We start from the raw sequence: 17,144 nt of genomic DNA on the forward strand, positions 1-17,144 counted from the left end.
CAACGATGCGTACACGCCACAGCTTCCCCGCCCGTACCGGACGCGGGGTCCTGTTCCTCCTCCTCGCCCAGGCCGTGGCCCTGGCGACCCCGGCCCAGGCCCACGGCGACACCGTCAAGGTCGTGATCAACGGGCAGCGGGAGGGCCACCTCACCACCGACATCACCTGGGAGAACGACGGGGACGCCATCGAGGAGGCGGTCGCCGCCACGGTGAACGCGACCAGCGCGGACGGCAGCCGCGCGATGGGCCCCTGGAAGCTGGTCCGGGACGCGGGCACGCGCACCGGCTGGAGCACGGCCGAGGTCCTGCCGGCCGGTACCTGGAAGGTGCACGTCCACGTCGGGTTCCCCTCACTGGGACACGCCGAACGCGAGGTCTCCGTACCGGTCGTCGACCCGGCGCCACCCAGTACTTCCGCCGCGCCCACCGCTCCCGCTCCTGCGAGCCCCTCGGCCACGGCCGTGCCCTCGGCCGCCGCATCCGCATCGCCCGCCCCGGCCGGCGGCGGCAGCACCTTCTCGTGGACCACGGCGGGCGTGGCCGTGGCCGCCCTAGCGGGGGCCGCCGGCGGGATGCTGCTGGTCCGCCGGGCCCGAGCCCGCAGGCAGGCGCGGGGCGACGGGTGAAGCGGTCGGTAACCGGGCCGTCGTGTGGCCCAGGCCTGCGTTCCACCAGCCCGTACGTGGCCGACTCCTCCGTCAGCGGCAACACCAGCGGCATCCAGCCGTACGCGGGCTACTGGCATATCGGGCGACGAGCTGTACTGGTGGCCGGACCGTCCGACGAGCAACTTCTTCGCCGGCCAGATCGACGAGACGGCCCTCTACCCGTCGGGGCTGGCCCAGGCCCAGATCCCAGAACCACTACAACGTGGTCAAGGCCCCTCGGCCACGCTCACCAAGGCCACCGTGGCCGAGAACACCTATACCGACCAGGTCACCCCGAGCGCCACGCCACTATCGGCACGTCCCCTCGCTTGCCGTCCGCGGCAACCCGGCGTACGAGACCCACCTGCGCTTCAACCTGCCGGCCGCCCCGGCCGGCCAGGCCCTGAAGGCCGCCGCACTCCAGGTCAAGACCTCGACCCAGACGGGCGTCGGCACGGCCGACACCGTCTCCCCAGTCTGGTCACCGGGACCTGGAGCAGCGCGGGCACGACATTCACCACCAAGCCCACCCTAGACACCACACCGCTCGGCACGTTCGCGGCCATCCCCAACGGCTCAGCCGTCCACAGCGCCCAGCTGGCCACTGCCACACCCTCCGCGTCACTGGGCACCAGCTACAGCACGGCCCTGACCAGCACGGGCACCGACCCGCTGCGGATCTGGTCCAAGGAATCAACGGCTACGGACGCCACCCCGCAGCATCCTCACCTTCGGCCCGAAGTAACCACCCGACGGAGTGCGGGGCCGCCGAGCCAGGGGCCGCAGCCGCGCCCCCGGTATGTGTCCCGCACACCGGACGACCAGGTTGCCGGTCAAGCAAGTTCACGCATTTCTCAGACCAAGGAGCATGATGCACAAACGTCGCGCGTCCCGCCGCAAGAAAGCTCTGATCGCCGCGAGCACCGCCTCACTCGCCGGCGGTCTGCTGTTCGGTTTCAATGCCCTCGCCCAGGCCGATGCGGTCAGCGGCACGGTCATCGGCGGGCAGAGCAATTACAGGACCATCAACCACCGGGCCAAGCCGTCCCTCTCGGCCCAGGTGAACGGCTCCTCAAAGGTAGGCGACAGGATCCAGATGTCCTGCCGGACCACCGGCGACACCGTGGAGAACAACCCGCGGTGGATCTTCACCGGCTCGTACTACATCGCCGACACCTTCATCAAAGAGAACACCACCCCCCTGCCGGTCTGCGGTTCGAGCCCGAACCCGAAACCCACCCCCACCCCTGCCCCGACGACCGCGAAGACGCTCAAGATCGACATGCAGAAGCAGGTCAGGACCCAGTGGTGCTGGGACGCCTCCGGCGTGACCATCGCCAAACACTGGGGCTTCTCCGTCAGCCAGGAGCAGTTCTGCCAACTCGCCGCCCAGGGCTCCTGGGTGAACTGCAACAACCAGCCCGCGACGCTGGAAGACATGGCCAACGGCCTGGCCAGGCTGGGGCTGAGCAACAGCGGCCGCAGCCTGTATCGCAACGCCTCGTTCAGCGAGTCGGCCGCCGAGATAGCCGCAGGCCGGCCGTTCGCCGTCCGGATCGGCTGGCGCACCGGCGGTGGTCACATGAACGTCATCTACGGCTACGACAGCGCCACCAACATGGTCGCGGTCGGGGACCCGTGGCAGACCACCCAGACCTACACCTGGTGGAACCACGCCACTTACGTGAACAACAACTCGTTCCAGTGGACCCACTCCCGCATCGGGATCCAGGGCTGAGGAGAAGACCGACCATGCAGACCACGCGAGACACCAAGCACACGGCAGTCCGGGCCGCCGTCCTCGCCACGGCCGCGCTCGCCGCCGCCCTGAGCGGAATCGTTCCCGCACAGGCTGCGGAGGGCGACGGCATCGCGGGCTACCCGTCCGCCCAGCAGGCCGTCCGAAGCGACCAACTCCGCGACACGGTCTCCCGCTTCCTGGTTTCGGCCCGGCAGCACGGCACGAGCCCCGGCGCGGACGGCGGCACCGTCGGCACCCCCGGCAACGCACCCGCCGCGGTCGCCGCGCCGCCCGGGTTCGATCTCAAGGACCCGGTGCCGATGTTCGAGATCAGCCCCGAGTTCGTGACCGGCAAGACCCAGGCGACTGCGCAGACCGCGATCCGGCTCTCCTACCTGGCCTCCCGGGTGACCGCCTCCGACGGCAAGAACGCCGCCGTACTGCTCGCACCCAAGGGGAACACCCCTACCACCGGAAGCAGCCCGCAGAACGTCGGCGCCGAGGGCTGGCAGCTGGCCGGCATCCGGGACGGGGACGCCGACGTCGGCTTCGCCGAGCGCGGCACTCCACAGGCCCGTACCTTCACGGAGCCACAGATCCACGCCTGGTACCGGCTCACCGCCGAAGGCATGGTCGAGCCGCTCAACGAGGAGGCGAACAGCGGCCTCGGCGGAAAGCGCGGCATCACCCTCGCCGCCTACCAGAAGCTGGTCACCGCCCGCTACGGCGACAAGATGCCCGGCTCGGAGTACGACCGCAAGGGCCTGGCCGGCGGGTACGGCGGGCTCGTGGAGGACCAGCCGGAGCAGGTCGCCGCCGCATCCGGGAAACCGGAGACGGAGGCGTCCTGGCAGCCGATCTCCGCCACCGGGGCCGCAGCCCTGGCGGCAATCGCCGGTGCGGTGGTTTACGCGCGCCGCCGACGCCCGGCCGCCGCCGTGCGCTAACCGCACAGATCCACCCGGCGTCGGTCCACAGGGATATGTGGGCCGGCGCCGGTGCAACTTCCGGGGGCGCGGCGCTCTGCCGAGGGCCTGTTCCGCCGAGGAGATCGTGCGCCACGTAAGCGGTGGCGCCGTGTCTCTGGTGGTGAGGGGCGGAGCGAATGCCGCGGCTCGAACCACTGGCTCGACCTGACCGCCGCACTCGCCGGCCTGATCGCCGCAGCCGCCGCACTGGCAGCGGCGGTCGGCCTGACCGGCGCGCAATGGGCACACTGACCGCCCCCTTCGCGCTCCTCTGCAGGCGTGCCACCAGACCGCAGCTGCAAGGCTCCTTGGCGTGGCGAATGGCCACCCGACAGACAGCGCTGACGTACGACGACGCCAATGCCGTGCCTGCAGAGGCGTCCTTGCTCCATGGCACGCACGGGCCCAGAGTCGGCGCAGGCCGGAGCTGGAGCCATGAGCAGCAGGCTGCTGGATGCAGTCGATTCCATCCATTTGCAGTGTGCGTCATGGCGGAGATCGATCAATTATGGGTCCAGATCGATCAACGGAGCTTTTCACTCCAGTCAAGGCCACCTGGCGTACCCGAACTGACTATGCTCGCCTGGCGTGTTGCGCTGCACTCACCGCGAGTCGAACGTCGCATTGCGCGCAGACGGAGCCCGGCCGCAGAGAGGCGTGACCACCAATGCGATCTCGAACCGGCCCGTCGGGCACACCCATTAGAACATTTTTGCCCGGCCGAGCGAAGTCCCGACCGTTCTTGTCGTCGCACCGCATCACGCCCAGTCCACTAATTCCAGACTGTTTAGGGACCCTTCGATGGTTCGTGCAGGTTCAACCCCTAGAGCGCTGCCACGTGCATTGGCTCCAGCATGGCTAATCCCCCCTGGTGTCCTGGCTGGGGCCTGCGTCGTGGCGCTGATCTATGTTTCCGCGCAGATACGCACCCCGGTTGCCTGGTGCGGCCTCGTCGCGGTCGTCCTGACGGCCATCACTTCGGCTGAGACGGCACGCCGGACGCGCTCGGCAGAGGCGGCCCGTTACTCGCGGGCGAATGCCGAGGTACAGCGGTACTACGCGCAGCGCGAGACCGTGCTGCGCGCGCGCCTGTCCGATCAGCGGGCCACCACTGTATGGCTCGCCGAAGAGCTCCTCCCCGCGGCTGTCGCCCGCTTGCAGAAGGGGGAGCCCCCTTCGGAAGTCCTGCAGTCCGTCCCCTTCGGGGAACATCTCGACAGCGAGTTCGCCGAAGCGCTCCGGGCAGCTCTGCGGACGCTCCTGGAAGCCGTGGATGCCGAGGAACGCACACGGGACTCGTCGCAGCGGGCACTGGTGGCGATCGCCCGGCGGGTCCAGGCGATCGTGCATCAACTCGCCAAGGACCTGCGCGACATGCAGATCCTGCACGGTACCGATGTAGTGGTCTCCCATGGCCTGCAGGACATCGACCATCGCAACGCCCTGATCGGGCGCCTTGCGGCCAGCATCGCCGTACTGGGTGACGCCCGGCCCGGGCGTCAGTGGTCGAAGGCGATCCCTCTCTACGACATCGTGCGAGGGGCCATGTCACGCATCGTGGACTATCCCCGCGTGAAGCTGCAGTCGGTGACAGAAGTCGCTGTGATCGGCCGGGGCGCCGAGCCACTGATCCACCTGCTCGCCGAGCTGCTCGACAACGCCACGACCTTCTCACCGCCGCACGCCCCGGTCGAGGTGACCGCGAGCGAGGTGCCCTCTGGTGTGGCGATCGAGATCGAGGACCGTGGGGTCGGGCTCACCGAAGAGGCCCGCCAGCGCATCGACCGCGTCATGGCTCAGACATCAAACGGCATGGATCTGGCCGACCTGGGCGAGGCAACGCAGCTCGGCCTGCCCGTCGTCAGCAGACTGGCCCGCGAGCACGGCCTCGACGTCGACTTGCGCACCTCCGCGTACGGAGGCGTGCGGGCCGTCGTGCTCGTTCCGCGGCGCCTGATCACCACGGTTCAGCAGCCTGACTCGAAAGTCCAACAGTTCGCGGCGAGGCCCACGGGCGCACCGACCGTACCGAGGCCGACGATGACGCGCGACGCCGCAGCAGATTCCGTCGAGGCCGAAAAGACGGTGAACGGACTGCCTCAACGGCGACGCGAGTCGCCCGTCCCGACACCGGTCGTCCGCACGGCCCCCCATCCCCCCGCCGCTCCGGCCGCCACCCCGGGAAAGGCCGACGCGCCTCGGCAGCCGGGCCTGATGTGGGAGGCGTTCAGCGGCGAAAAGAGACCGAGTACGGGACCTTCCATTCGAACCAACGAGCCATCAGACGAGGGTGAGTAACCGTGCCGCCACTGCCCAACATGGACTGGATGCTCAAGGAGCTCGCAGCCAGCGTCCCGTACGTGCGACACGTGGTCGTGTTGTCATCGGACGGTCTGTGCATCGGTCAAGCGAACACGGAGCCCGACACCGCTGACGCGATCGCCGCTGCCTGCTCGGGCATCCAGAGCCTGGCGAAGGCCATCGCACAGAAGTTCCCGCACGGAGACGGCTCGACCCACATGGTCGGGATCGAAGTCGACGGCGGATACTTCTCCCTCATGGCGGCCGGACCCGGGGCCTATCTCGCGGTGCTGGCCGATGCGGAGGTGGACGCGGGGCTGCTGGGCGACCGCATGCGTACGCTGGTGGTCCGGATCGGCCAGCACATGACCAGCCCGCCTCGTGAGGACGTCGGGCAGGCGATGTGACGTCACAGAACCAGAACGCATGGGACGAAGGCAGTCCCGTGCCGCTTTATGTCATCTCCGGTGGCCCGGGTTCCTCAGCCAAAGCCTTCAACCTGGTCACCCTCATCACATCGAGGTCCGCACCCGAACCCGGTATGCAGCCCGAGCAGGCAGCCATCCTCACCATGTGCCAATACCCGCTGTCGGTGGCCGAGATTTCCGCGTATATCAGCCTGCCGTTCAGCGTCATCACGGTGCTGCTCTCCAAGCTCGTGGACAACGAGCGAGTTCAGGCCACTGCTCCCGTTCCTGTCGCGGCGGTCCCCGAACTTGGCCTTCTGGAGGCGGTGATCCATGGACTACGCAGGCTCTGATGCACCCGCCGCCGGCCCCCGCCGCTCGGACGTGCTGCTGCCGCACGGCGCCAGGGGAGTCAAGGTCGTGATTGTCGGCGGCTTCGGGGTGGGCAAGACCACCATGGTCGGGGCGGTGAGCGAGATCCCGCCCCTGACCACCGAAGAAACCATGACTCAGGCCGGCGTCGGGATCGACCACAATCCCGGTGCGGAAGGTAAGAACACCACGACCGTTGCTCTGGATTTCGGCCGCATCAGCATCAACGAGGACCTGATCCTCTATCTCTTCGGAACACCGGGACAGGAGCGCTTCTGGTTCCTGTGGAACGGCATCTTCGAAGGTGCGCTCGGTGCCGTGGTCCTCGTCGACACCCGGAGGATCGAAGTCTGTTTCGAGATCATCACCCGTCTGGAAGACCGCCGCGTCCCCTTCGTCGTGGCCGTCAACACCTTCCCCGAGGCGCCGCAGCACCCGGTACCAGCCCTGCGTACTGCTCTGGCGCTCAACGAATCGGTGCCCATCATCACCTGTGACGCACGCGACCGGTCGTCCAGCCGCGACGCGCTGCTCTCGCTGATGGGCTACCTGTGCACCCTCGCCGCCGCTCAGGAGACCGTATGACCGTCCCGCCCGCCGACCACACCAGTACGGAACCAGGGCTCACCCCGCCCCCGGGTTGTCCGGCCCACACCGCCACGGGACTCGACGCAGCGACCCCGCTCTGGGGCGCCGCTGCCGAGACCGACCCCATGGGCCTGTACGAAAAGTTGCGTGCCGCCCACGGTCCGGTGGCGCCCGTCCTGCTCGACGGGGACGTACGGGCCTGGCTCGTCCTCGGATACCTCGAGAACCGTGATGTGGCCAGCCGCTCCACCCAGTTCTCCCGCGACCCCCGCACCTGGCACGGCTGGAAGAGTGGAGAGATCGACGCCACCACCTCGCCGCTGGTGCCGATGATCGGCTGGCGACCCGACTGCGTATGTGCGGACGGCGAAGAGCACCAGCGCCTGCGCGGCGCGGTCACGGCCGGCCTCAACCAGTTCGACCAACGCGGAATCCGCCGCCACATCACCCGCTTCGCGCACCAGCTGGTCGATGAGTTCTGCGAAACGGGCAACGCGGAGCTGGTCGGTCAGTTCACCGAGCACCTGCCCATGCTCGTGCTCACCCACCTGCTCGGAATGCCGGACGAGTACGGCCCCAAGCTCGTGCACGCCGCCCGGGACCTCTTCAAGGGCACCGAAACGTCGCTCGCGAGCAACGCCTATGTGCTGGAGACCCTCGAGCAGCTTGTCGTCGCCAAGCGCGCCCTGCCCGGGCAGGACATCGCATCCGTACTGATGGCCCACCCGGCCGGCCTCACGGACGAGGAGGTGCAGCACCACCTGCGCCTCATCCTGCTCGCGGGCTATGAGACGACCGCCAATCTCATGTCCAACGTGCTCCGCATGGTGGTCACCGACCCGCGGTTCCGCGGGTCGTTGGCCGGCGGCCAGATGACCTTGCCGGAAGCAGTGGAGCAAGTGCTCTGGGACGAGCCACCGCTGATGGTGTGCCCGGGCCGCTGGGCCACCGGTGACACCTCCCTCGGAGGACAGGAGATCAAGGCAGGAGACATGCTCCTGTTGGGCCTGGCCGCCGGGAACGTCGACAAGGCGGTCCGCCCGAACCCCTCGACCCGCGTGCACCACAACCGCGCCCACCTGTCCTTCAGCGCCGGCGCCCATGAGTGCCCCGGCCAGGACATCGGCCGTGTCATCGCCGACACCGGCATCGACATCCTGCTCACCCGGCTTCCCGACATCAGCCTGGCCGTGCCCGCGGAAGAGCTCACCTGGCGCTCCTCCACCTGGTCGCGGCATCTGACGGCGCTGCCCGTGAAGTTCGCGTCCCGCAGCCCGGAAGCCCATGATGTGCTGACACCGCTGCCGGCCGCGCCCCCGCCGAGTATCGGTATGCCGACGGCGCCCCAAGGGCCGCTATCCGAGCCCGCGTTGTTGCGCCCGACCGAATCCCGCACCTCGTGGCGGGCGCGGCTTAAGCAGTTTCTGCGGAGGCTGTAGGTCTCGCAGCTCACATCAAGAGCCGAGCACTACAGCCGAGGAGGCTGCCGGACGGCACGGGTCGGCAGCCTCCCCACAGCTGGACGGGCACCAACCGAGTCCTCGTACCGTCGGGTGTGACTCCTGAGCCGGCAGGCTGTGCAGGAAGAGCAGGTCGTCCGCAGCCCCCGACCCAGGCGTTCGGCGTCTGCGGCCGGGCCGGGCTCGTCGTAAGGCGCCCATCAATCGTGCGTCGGGGTCGTGAGGCCTCATGACGCTGAGACGCACTGCTCGCCGACGGGCACGGCGGCAGTGGAAGTCCGTTGCTCTTGAAACGGACCGTCTGCGGGGGCGTAGCGGGGCGCCCCGGCGTACCACGCATGGAGGCCGGACAGGAAACTGCAGGCTCCCCGGAGCCACGCCTCCAGCTCGATCCGTTCGCCGTGGTTCAACCTGGCTCGCTGGACGACCGGGGGCAGTTCGCTCCGTATGAGGTGCTCGAAGTGGCGCAGTCGGGCGGTCACCAGATCGGCGGCCGCACGCATCGCCTCCTGGACGGTGATGCGCAGGGATGTTTGGAGGACTATGACGAGGTTGTTGACGTCGTGTTCGTCATGGACTTCTCGCTGATAGGAAGCAATGTCGTTCGCCATTCCCATGTAGTCCATGAAGGCGTCGAGCAATGCGCAGAAGGCTCGGCTGTGCCGGATTTGCTCAGGGATCCGTGCACCAGTGGAGAGTTCGACGGAGTACGGGGCGGTATAGGCGGCAAAGCTTTCACGGCGGAACTGGGCATATTCTATGAGGTCCGGGACACGCCCGGCACGGCTGTTGGCCAGTTCCTGAACTCCCGCGTCGATGTACCTTGCCAGGGCACGGTTGAGTCCCTGCTGCCAGTGCGCCATTCTCGGGGGGAACAGCCGTTGCTGGAGGTAGGCCATGCCCCTTTCGACGGCATTGGTCGGCTCCGGCAACCGGGCGCCCGGCTCCGGCGGCAGGAAGGCATGGAGGCGGGCGGTGAAGGCTTGTGCGCCTGTGAGGTCGCCCGTCCGTTTGAAGGCGGAGGCGAAGTAGTCGTCCCAGGCCAGAGCCCAGAGGTTGAGCCGGTGATTGAGCCGGAGGTCGGTGAGTGAGGCGTCAGGAAGAGCCCAGGCGGTCAGCTGGTCAACGGCCATGGCGTGGAACTGGTTCAGGGTCCAGATTGCCCGGCGGGCCGACGGTGCTTCGCCGCTGTCCAGCATGCCCATCTCTCGCGCCCACGTCTCGGTCTCCTCGCGCAGGGCCAGCAGGTACGGATTCACCCGCACCGGGTACGGCATCCGCAGTATGGGCAGCTTGATGGCGTGCACTGTCATGAGATCCCCGCTTCCCTTCCGGCGTGCATCGGTGCTGCGTGTCGCCCCCGCGCGCCCTGAGCAGATGCAGGGGCCGGCAGAAGCCGCGTGCAGTGGGCGAGGAAGCGAACGTGCAGCACATAGGGCACCTCGTGAGGGCGCATTGCGCATCGCCCATGCCGCCTTGGTTCCCACGTACTCGCCACGTCCGCAGCAGCTCTGCGGCGTGCATGCCCATGGTCACGCGGCGGCGTCTGTGTGACCGGGACATGCGGATGTTGCGCGAGCACCGCGAGCAGACCACCAGAGTCCCGACATCGCGCAATGCGAACCGGTGACGCCCCGTCACGAGCTCGAGTTCAACCCGTGGCGGGTCTCTGGCGCGTCCGGGCCATACCCCTTGATCAGGGACTGGACGAGGATCGCGAATGTCGGTTCCTGGGGCATGGTTTCTCCCTCCGAGACGGCCTACAGGCTGACGATCCACTACTGAGACGGGGACGGACGCCGAACCCTTCCCACCCTTTGGTGCTCCAAAACGTGCGCCCACCCCGGCCAATCCGCAACCCCGCGTAGCCATCCTCGGCCTGCGATTGAGGCCGGTTCGCGTGGAATGAAACGATCCTTCCGGGTCAACTTGGCTCAAATTCGATCCCAAAGCTAGCCATGATCAACCAACGCTCGTCAGTCGGCCTCGTCCGTTCGCGGCGAGCGATTTCGGCACAAAGTGGCTGCGCGAAATGGGAGCAGCTTCGCGTCGACTCTGCGTTCCCATCGGATGGCGAGTCGTTTTGAACTGGTGGATCAGGGCAAAGGTCTGCTCCACGACGCAGCGGGGCTGGCCCTTCCTCCTTCGCGTTTGCCAGTGCCGTGCGCACGCAAGGGTCTGCGTCGGAGAGGGCCTGACGTACGTTCCGTCAGGCCACTGCGGTGCCAACGTCCTGGACGGTGGGTGGGGACACCGACAGCCGGCGTCGCACCGCGGGAGCAACCCCATCTCACCCGCGGGCTCTCTTGGGCATCATGAGGGGTGCACGGCGGCAACCTTCGGAACGGAACGGGAAGGACGAGGCTTCATGGCGCGAAAGCCGCGGAAGTCTGGAACGCAGCACCCGGTGGACAGAATCATCCTGCCCGTCGAGCGTGGAGCCACGCCGTCGGGCGGCGGCTCGCCCGCCACCCCCGCATCGCCGGGCCCCCGGCCCCGTACCGAGGTGCCGGCGCCGCAGAAGATCCGGCCCCTGCAGGAGAACCCGCTCCCACCGGGCAAGCCACTCCAGAAGCAGACGGAAGGCGTCCGCCCGAAGAAGGAGACGCCGCGCCCGCCCGCACCCAAGGCACCTTCGAGCGTGCCCGTCCATCGCACACCCCTCCCGGGCTCGGCCATCGACCAGGCGGAGCACCTGCGGAGCGTCATGCGGGAGGGCAACCGGCAACTGCTGCGGCGTGACATCTCGCGACTCTTCAGAAGCGGGCCCGCGCGGACCGCGAAGGTCATGAAGAACCTCCGGACCCGGCAGGACCGCCAACTGCTCGTATCGACCGTCCACCAGGCCGCCGAAGACCTCGACGGGGCGCTGGACCTCTACGACCATCTCCGCGTGCGCAGCCTGGAACACTGCGCCGTCGCAGTGCTCTTCGCCGCCGTGGAAGGGCGCCCCGGACGCCTGCCGGACATCCTCCGGCAGCTGCGGCGGAAACAGCGGAGCAGGGACGCCGAGCTGCTCCGCTCCGCGACCGCTGTCCTCCCGTACGGTCACGCGACTGCCCGGATGGACGAGGAGGTGGCCCGAGTCCTGCAGTACACCTCGTACAAGGTGGCAGCGGACAGGGAGTTGTACCGCGCCAGGCGGCTGAGGAGGACGGAGCGGGCACAGCGGGAGACCGCCGCGACGTCTCCCGTGCTCGGCGCGGGAGACGGACGGTCGACGTGGCGGCGGCTCCTGCGCTGGGTCGTGGCGCTGTTCCGGCAGCGAGCCTAAGGGCTGTCCCGTAATCCCTGGCGGATCAGCGCACGGCGTCAGATGCGGTGCATCGCAAGGCGGAGGGGCGTCCGCATACTGGGCGTATGCGGATGTTCCGACAACGCAGCGAGGCGCCGTAGCTGTCGTCGTGCGCCCGCCGGGGATTACGGGACAGCCCTTAGGCGAGTCCGCTCGACCGGTGGCGGTCGGTCAAGTCACCAGCCCTGCTGTACGACACCAAGTACGCCCGCTGGCGCGGACGACGCAGGGGCGGCCGGCCCGACGGGGGAGGGAGCGGGCTCCCCCTGGCCGGGCGGCGGGGAGACCAGCAGTTCGAGGACTTCGCTCAGCATCCCCTCCAGGTTGCCGAGGAGGCCTCCCTGCAGCCGCTGCCAGCCCTCGGCGTCCTCCTCGCCCACCGCGTACATCCCTGTGTGTTTCAAGAGCACTTCGCCGACCTGGCGGTTCTTCTCCTCCGTCCGCTTCTCGTGTTCCGGGGTGTGGAGGAAGAAGTTGCGCAGTCCGTGTACTTCTCCCAACCGCCCGTCCCACAAAGGCTCCGCGAGGGCGGGCAAGGGGAGTTTCGCCACGTACTTCGGGTCCTGCTTGGGGAAACGGACGGATGTGTGGATGCGCTCGTGGAACACCTTGTCGGCGGCCGCCAGCCAAGCGGTGAAGTCCATGTGGCTCACGGTGATCCGGCGCAGCCGCTGCAGATCGACCGGCGGCGCCGCGTCGAACAGCGCGTAACCGAGCCGGGGCACCGACGCCGCGCAGATCTCCGAGTAGAGCCCGAGGACGGTCTCCACCCGCGCCTCCCAGCGCTCCCGCCGGGAGGGGGCGACCATCGGCCGGCCGGGCGCGGCGGCGACGGCGCCGGGGTCGAGCTGTAGCGTGGGCAGCCGTCTCTGCGCCGGGGAGCCGACCGACCTGACGATGCCGCTGCCCAGCTCCGCGAAGTACTCCTCCAGCACTTCCACCCCGCCGATGCGGTGCCGGTCGCCGCCGGCGACGTCGGCCAGCTGCTGGAGCAGTTCGTGGTTGGGGACCAGGTGCTGGGGCGGCTCGACACGTACCTTCTGCTGCTTGCAGTAGTCCTCCCACCAACGGCCGAAGAGCGTTTGGTCGCTGATCCCCACCGCGTGGAGCCGGATACCGAGCTCCGTGTGGAGTTCCTCCATCGTCGACACCGGGTCTTCCGTACCGACGACCGACTCGCCGCTGCGGTCCTCGCTCATCGGCGCCCAGTGCGCACCGTCGCTCACGAGGACGATGAGCTTGTCGTTGTCGGGGACGCCGTGGCGGTAGAGCAGCTCCCCGGCCCGGTGCAGGGCCTTTCCGATGTCGGTGGGCTGGTCACCGTGTTTGAGTAGGGTGACGGCACCGCGCAGCTGCTCCAGACTGCGGTCGCCGGGAGCGGTCGTCACCTCGGCCATGCCGTCCCGGCCGGGGAAGAGCACCTGGGTGGTGAGGTCGAACCGCACGAGGGCGAACCGCGTGACCAGGCCGTCCACCTGAGCCCGCGCGTCGATCATGGTGCGCAGGGCCCTCTTGAGTGCTTCCATCCGGGTCACTCGGAGGTCCCTGCGGATGCGGAAGCCTTCCCGCGCGTCGGGGATGTCGTTGGCCCCCATGGAGCCGCTGCAGTCGGCCAGCACCACGATGTCGACAGCGCTCCGCACCCCCGGGGCGAACACGCTGATCCTCGTCTGCGCGCCGATGCTGACCAGTCCGTTCAGCGCCTGACCGGACCGATCGGCAACGGAGCGCACCCGGAAGGGGTGCCCGTCGACGTCGATCCACTCGTCCGCGCGTCCCTGACCGTCCCCGTGCACGAAGACGTGGCCGGACAGCAGCGTCGAGTTCTGTACGCGTCGGGTGGCTTCGTCCAGGGAAAGTTCGGCTGGTGACTCCAGCTCCACCGTCGCCGGCACCGCCGCTTCCACGGGCCTCAGTTTCCACGGCGCCTCCGCCAGCCCGTACTCCAGGGCCAGCTGTTCCGGAACGACCAGTACGTCCTCGGGCAGCTGGGGGACGGGCACCAGCCGTACGGCCACGGACCGGTCGGAGCCGACGCCGCGCACCAGCAGCACACCCGCGGTCTCCGCCGGGAGCCGGCGCACGGACAGGGCCAGCCGGTTGCCTGCCACGAGCCCCTGCCCGGTCGCCGTGATCAGCCGCGTGTTGTCCGGCGCAAAACCGGGGAGACTCATTCCCGCTCCAATTGGATGTTGATACCGAGCCGCGTCCGCAGTTCCTGAACCACCGCGCCGCCGGTGCCGATGAACCGGCTGCGCATTTCCTGGGGGACCCGTACGAAGAGGATGTTGCTCTTGCGCCTGTAGTCGGAGAACGTGACGGCATCCGCGAGCTCGTGCTTCCCGGACTGCTGCAGCAGCGTCCGCAGCCGTGCGAAGTGCCCCCGTCCTTCTTCGTGGCTGTCGCGGAACCGCTGCACGTCCTCGCGGCGTGACGCCGCCTGTTCGTCGAGCAGGCGCAGAGCTGTCTGTACGAGGTTGCCGCCGTCCCGGCCGCCGCGGCGCCGCAGATCGTCCTGGAGCCGTACGAACAGGGCGTCAACGGCCCCCATGTCGAGGACGCGCTGGCAGGTGTTGATGAAGATGTGCCGGACGATGCCGATCCGCGGCAGGAACGCCGCCCTGCGTCCACCGAACCGGTTGCCACGGCGAGCCTGGGAACGCGCCACGGTACCCGCCACGATGAGGGCGACCAGGGCCTCGGGAGCGGAACCGCGCAAGTCCCTGTGGTGCCGGCCGCACAGCGCGAGCCCCTTGCTCCGGGATCCGTAGATCTGCCACCGCATGACGTGCTCGCCACAGACGCGACGGCCGCAGGCGCGCGCGTCGTCCAGGCCGAGGTGCTCGCAGCGGATGTGCCCCGTGGACGGGCAACCGGGCCGTTCGCAGGCGGGGAAACGGTCGGCGTGGCAGTCCACGCAGTAGGCCAGCGAGGCATCCCCGGGGTGCGGCACGAGGTGGTCGTCGCACCACGCCCGCCCCGAACGGCAGCGCGGGCCCCCGCACCAGCCGCGGCCCGGCCGGCCGCACCGGCAGGTGGGTTCGTGCCGGACGCAGGACGCCCGGAGGCTGCCTTCCAGGAAGACCGCGTGAGCGTCGCATACCCGGCCGGGCTTCTCCTTGGTGCCGCAGCCGGTGCAGGTGAACGGGGCATAGGTGGTCGTTCCGGAGGCCCGGCACGTGTCGCAGACGTACCTGACCCTCGGCGGCTCCAGAACTCCGCGTACTGCGAAGGGGGTCGCCGCGCTGAAGGGCACGGGTGCCGTAGCCGGGCTGAGGAACCAGACCCCGACCTCTCCCTCCTCCCCGAGGTCGAGCCGCACCCGCGGTCCCGACCGGGGATCGAGCGTCACCAGGACGGGCTCCAGCAGCCCCCACAACGCCATGTAGCCATCGGGCGATCCGGGCACCTTCCGGTGGGCGCGCAGATCCAGCATGACGGGCACGGCGGCCGCGACATGTGCCGTGGTCATCGGGTGGCCTCCTCGGTGGCGTCGGTCCTGTCGTCTCCCGCCGGTGCGACCAGCAGGAGCTCCACCGTGCCGCGGCGTTCCTTCGCCTTTCCGGTGTACGTGGTGTCGGTGAGCAGGACGGATCTGACGCCGCCCGGCGGCCGGCCGAGAGCCCGGAGTCCCGCCCGTACCCGCGGGCGGTCGGCTTCGGACACGTCCCAGTGCAGGAGCGCGAGACCCGACTCGCCTGCGCTGTTCAGCGCACGACCGGCAGCGGGTTCGTCCCACGACGACAACGGGGTGTCGCAGCTGACCTGCTGGGCGCGCCGCGGGCGCAGCACACGACGCAGGGCCTTCGCCTCCTCGCGGTCCCGCTGCTGCAACGGCCGGGTGAGGTCGGCCTCGGTGGCCGAGCGGCAGTACGCGCGCAGCGCCTCGACGATCTCGGCGGGTGTCCTGTCCTCACCCGCCACCAGGTCGAGGAGCCGGTCGGCGGACAGACCGGCGTGGGGTCCGCGGCGTCCGTCCGAACGGGGTGCCGGGCGGCCGGCCGCCGCGGCCGTCCGGCGCTGCCCCGGCGTCCCGGTGGCGTTCTGCCGGCCCGGCACGGCCCGTGCGGGGGCCAGCTGTCCGGCCAGCCAGACGCGGGCGGCCGAGGTACTGCCCGCCGCACGCTCCAGGTTGGCGGCGCTGACATGATCCTTGATCAGCCACTCGGGTGACCTCAGCCCCTGCGCCAGCCGGTCGGCCGTGAGCAGGCCGGTGTCCTGCTCGTGCCACCTGGCGAGGAGGTCGTTCTCGTTGCGCACGAAGCCGTCGGAAGAGGCGTCGGCGGTGAGTTCCAGACCCAGGAAGATCTGGGAGAGCTCGTCGGGGTGCGCGTCGAGCTGGCGGAAGTACGGAAGGAGTTCGGCGAGCATCGCCGACACCGCCTGCCCTGCCGTGACCATGGTGGTCGTGCTCGTCCGAGCACCGTTCGGCTTCGCCGGTCCGCCGGCCGACGACCGCTGCTCGACGTCGAACTGTGCCGCCAGACCGTGGGCGATCGCCCGTGAGCGGTTGCGCTCCAGTACGGGCTGTGGGACGGAGCGCACCCGCTGGCCCGTTCGTTCCAGGTCCCGGACCCGCATGGCGATCGCCTGCACGACGAGCGCGTGTGTCATGGCCGAGGAGATGGACATCTGGGCGTCCAAGAGACGGAGGGCCACGTCGCCCTCCGCCGCCAGGCTCGCCTCACCCAGCGGGTTGACGTCCATCGCCTCAAGCCGGGCCAGCCGCTCGTTGCGCTTCAGCGCCGCCCGCACACGGTCGAGGTGCTGAGGGGAGAAGGAGGCGATGTAGCGCGTCGCGACCTGGTCGGTGGCCCGGGAGAGGCGGGCGGAACCCCGGGCCGAGGCGTACGCGGGACCGTGGAGCTGGCGTGCGGTCAGGGAGATCAAGGAAGGCGAGTACTCGCGGACCAGGTTGCAGAGGAGTTCGCGCTGCACGTCACTGACCACCTCAAGGGAATGCAGGTCCGCACACAGCCCTCCCGCCGGATCGTCACCTCCGCCGGGAACCCATCCGCTCGGCACCAGGAGACCGCCGGCCTTCTGCGTCTCTCCGGCCACGACGGCGACGGCCTCGGCCAACGCCCCGGCCACGGCCCTGCGCATGGCCTGGTCGTGCAGCACGACCTGCCCCGTGTCGATCCACACCGCGGTCGCGGCCCGCGGGACAGGACGCAGAGTCAAGGGCACACCGGTGGGCAGGACGGGTAAGCGTGGCGGCTTGGCCAGCACCCGTGCCGTGATCGCCGCCCGGGTCTCCAGCCCGTACCGGTCCCGGTCGCGGGACCGGCCGATCACCGTGTACCCCTTGGCCAACCGCTGCCTCAGCGGTCCCGAACGGTAAAGCGTGACGAGCACGGGA

Annotated in this window: 13 protein-coding genes; 9 read left to right on the forward strand and 4 right to left on the reverse strand. The window is 69.3% G+C overall.

The window, feature by feature from the left end:
- Positions 1 to 5: 5 nt before the first annotated feature.
- The 8 genes from AB5J51_RS08270 to AB5J51_RS08305 all read left to right on the forward strand — a co-directional run bounded on the left by AB5J51_RS08270 (position 6) and on the right by AB5J51_RS08305 (position 8,466).
- On the forward strand, positions 6 to 629 hold the full coding sequence (locus tag AB5J51_RS08270; protein WP_369777307.1) for a hypothetical protein: 624 nt from the start codon (positions 6 to 8) through the stop codon (positions 627 to 629).
- 889 nt (positions 630 to 1,518) lie between these two features.
- Entirely contained in the window at positions 1,519 to 2,388 is an 870-nt protein-coding gene (locus AB5J51_RS08275) for a papain-like cysteine protease family protein (RefSeq protein WP_159047272.1), read from the forward strand.
- 14 nt (positions 2,389 to 2,402) lie between these two features.
- Entirely contained in the window at positions 2,403 to 3,338 is a 936-nt protein-coding gene (locus AB5J51_RS08280; RefSeq protein ID WP_369777308.1) for a hypothetical protein, read from the forward strand.
- A gap of 915 nt (positions 3,339 to 4,253) precedes the next feature.
- A complete protein-coding gene (locus AB5J51_RS08285) occupies positions 4,254 to 5,657 on the forward strand; it encodes a sensor histidine kinase (protein ID WP_369777309.1) in 1,404 nt (467 codons plus the stop codon).
- Between the two features lie 20 nt (positions 5,658 to 5,677).
- Positions 5,678 to 6,067 (forward strand): roadblock/LC7 domain-containing protein, encoded by a 390-nt coding sequence (locus AB5J51_RS08290; protein WP_053788756.1) that lies wholly within the window; start codon positions 5,678 to 5,680, stop codon positions 6,065 to 6,067.
- Entirely contained in the window at positions 6,064 to 6,420 is a 357-nt protein-coding gene (locus AB5J51_RS08295) for a DUF742 domain-containing protein (RefSeq protein WP_136225127.1), read from the forward strand. The genes AB5J51_RS08290 and AB5J51_RS08295 overlap by 4 nt, the downstream gene beginning before the upstream one ends.
- Complete coding sequence (locus tag AB5J51_RS08300; protein WP_133896277.1) at positions 6,401 to 7,024, forward strand: ATP/GTP-binding protein; 624 nt, start codon at positions 6,401 to 6,403, stop codon at positions 7,022 to 7,024. The genes AB5J51_RS08295 and AB5J51_RS08300 overlap by 20 nt, the downstream gene beginning before the upstream one ends.
- Positions 7,021 to 8,466, forward strand: a complete 1,446-nt coding sequence (locus tag AB5J51_RS08305; protein WP_369777310.1) for a cytochrome P450 — start codon at positions 7,021 to 7,023, stop codon at positions 8,464 to 8,466. Before AB5J51_RS08300 ends, AB5J51_RS08305 begins: the two co-directional genes overlap by 4 nt.
- A gap of 248 nt (positions 8,467 to 8,714) precedes the next feature.
- On the opposite strand, the gene AB5J51_RS08310 is transcribed toward AB5J51_RS08305, so the two are convergent.
- The gene (locus AB5J51_RS08310) at positions 8,715 to 9,800 is read right to left on the reverse strand and encodes a hypothetical protein (RefSeq protein ID WP_369777311.1); all 1,086 of its coding nucleotides are present in this window, start codon (positions 9,798 to 9,800) and stop codon (positions 8,715 to 8,717) included.
- 1,094 nt (positions 9,801 to 10,894) lie between these two features.
- Between AB5J51_RS08310 and AB5J51_RS08315 the strand changes: the two genes are divergently transcribed.
- Complete coding sequence (locus AB5J51_RS08315; RefSeq protein WP_369777312.1) at positions 10,895 to 11,761, forward strand: hypothetical protein; 867 nt, start codon at positions 10,895 to 10,897, stop codon at positions 11,759 to 11,761.
- Between the two features lie 197 nt (positions 11,762 to 11,958).
- Here the strand turns inward: AB5J51_RS08315 and AB5J51_RS08320 are convergent, their stop codons facing one another.
- From AB5J51_RS08320 to AB5J51_RS08330, 3 genes are read right to left on the reverse strand one after another with little or no spacing between them, the layout of a single operon-like run.
- Entirely contained in the window at positions 11,959 to 13,956 is a 1,998-nt protein-coding gene (locus AB5J51_RS08320; protein ID WP_369777313.1) for a VWA domain-containing protein, read from the reverse strand.
- Complete coding sequence (locus AB5J51_RS08325; protein WP_369777314.1) at positions 13,953 to 15,254, reverse strand: KH domain-containing protein; 1,302 nt, start codon at positions 15,252 to 15,254, stop codon at positions 13,953 to 13,955. The genes AB5J51_RS08320 and AB5J51_RS08325 overlap by 4 nt, the downstream gene beginning before the upstream one ends.
- Positions 15,251 to 17,140 carry a hypothetical protein gene (locus AB5J51_RS08330; protein WP_369777315.1) on the reverse strand — a complete coding sequence of 630 codons (1,890 nt, stop codon included), beginning with the start codon at positions 17,138 to 17,140 and terminating at the stop codon, positions 15,251 to 15,253. The genes AB5J51_RS08325 and AB5J51_RS08330 overlap by 4 nt, the downstream gene beginning before the upstream one ends.
- Between the last annotated feature and the right edge of the window lie 4 nt (positions 17,141 to 17,144).

This window comes from Streptomyces sp. R33 (assembly GCF_041200175.1).
GTDB lineage: Bacteria > Actinomycetota > Actinomycetes > Streptomycetales > Streptomycetaceae > Streptomyces > Streptomyces katrae_B.

Coding starts and splice junctions, on each gene's coding strand:
- AB5J51_RS08300 (WP_133896277.1), top strand. CDS start 6,401: ATGGACTACGCAGGCTCTGATGCACCCGCCGCCGGCCCCCGCCGCTCG.
- AB5J51_RS08270 (WP_369777307.1), top strand. CDS start 6: ATGCGTACACGCCACAGCTTCCCCGCCCGTACCGGACGCGGGGTCCTG.
- AB5J51_RS08305 (WP_369777310.1), top strand. CDS start 7,021: ATGACCGTCCCGCCCGCCGACCACACCAGTACGGAACCAGGGCTCACC.
- AB5J51_RS08320 (WP_369777313.1), bottom strand. CDS start 13,956: ATGAGTCTCCCCGGTTTTGCGCCGGACAACACGCGGCTGATCACGGCG.
- AB5J51_RS08280 (WP_369777308.1), top strand. CDS start 2,403: ATGCAGACCACGCGAGACACCAAGCACACGGCAGTCCGGGCCGCCGTC.
- AB5J51_RS08275 (WP_159047272.1), top strand. CDS start 1,519: ATGATGCACAAACGTCGCGCGTCCCGCCGCAAGAAAGCTCTGATCGCC.
- AB5J51_RS08325 (WP_369777314.1), bottom strand. CDS start 15,254: ATGACCACGGCACATGTCGCGGCCGCCGTGCCCGTCATGCTGGATCTG.
- AB5J51_RS08290 (WP_053788756.1), top strand. CDS start 5,678: ATGGACTGGATGCTCAAGGAGCTCGCAGCCAGCGTCCCGTACGTGCGA.
- AB5J51_RS08310 (WP_369777311.1), bottom strand. CDS start 9,800: ATGACAGTGCACGCCATCAAGCTGCCCATACTGCGGATGCCGTACCCG.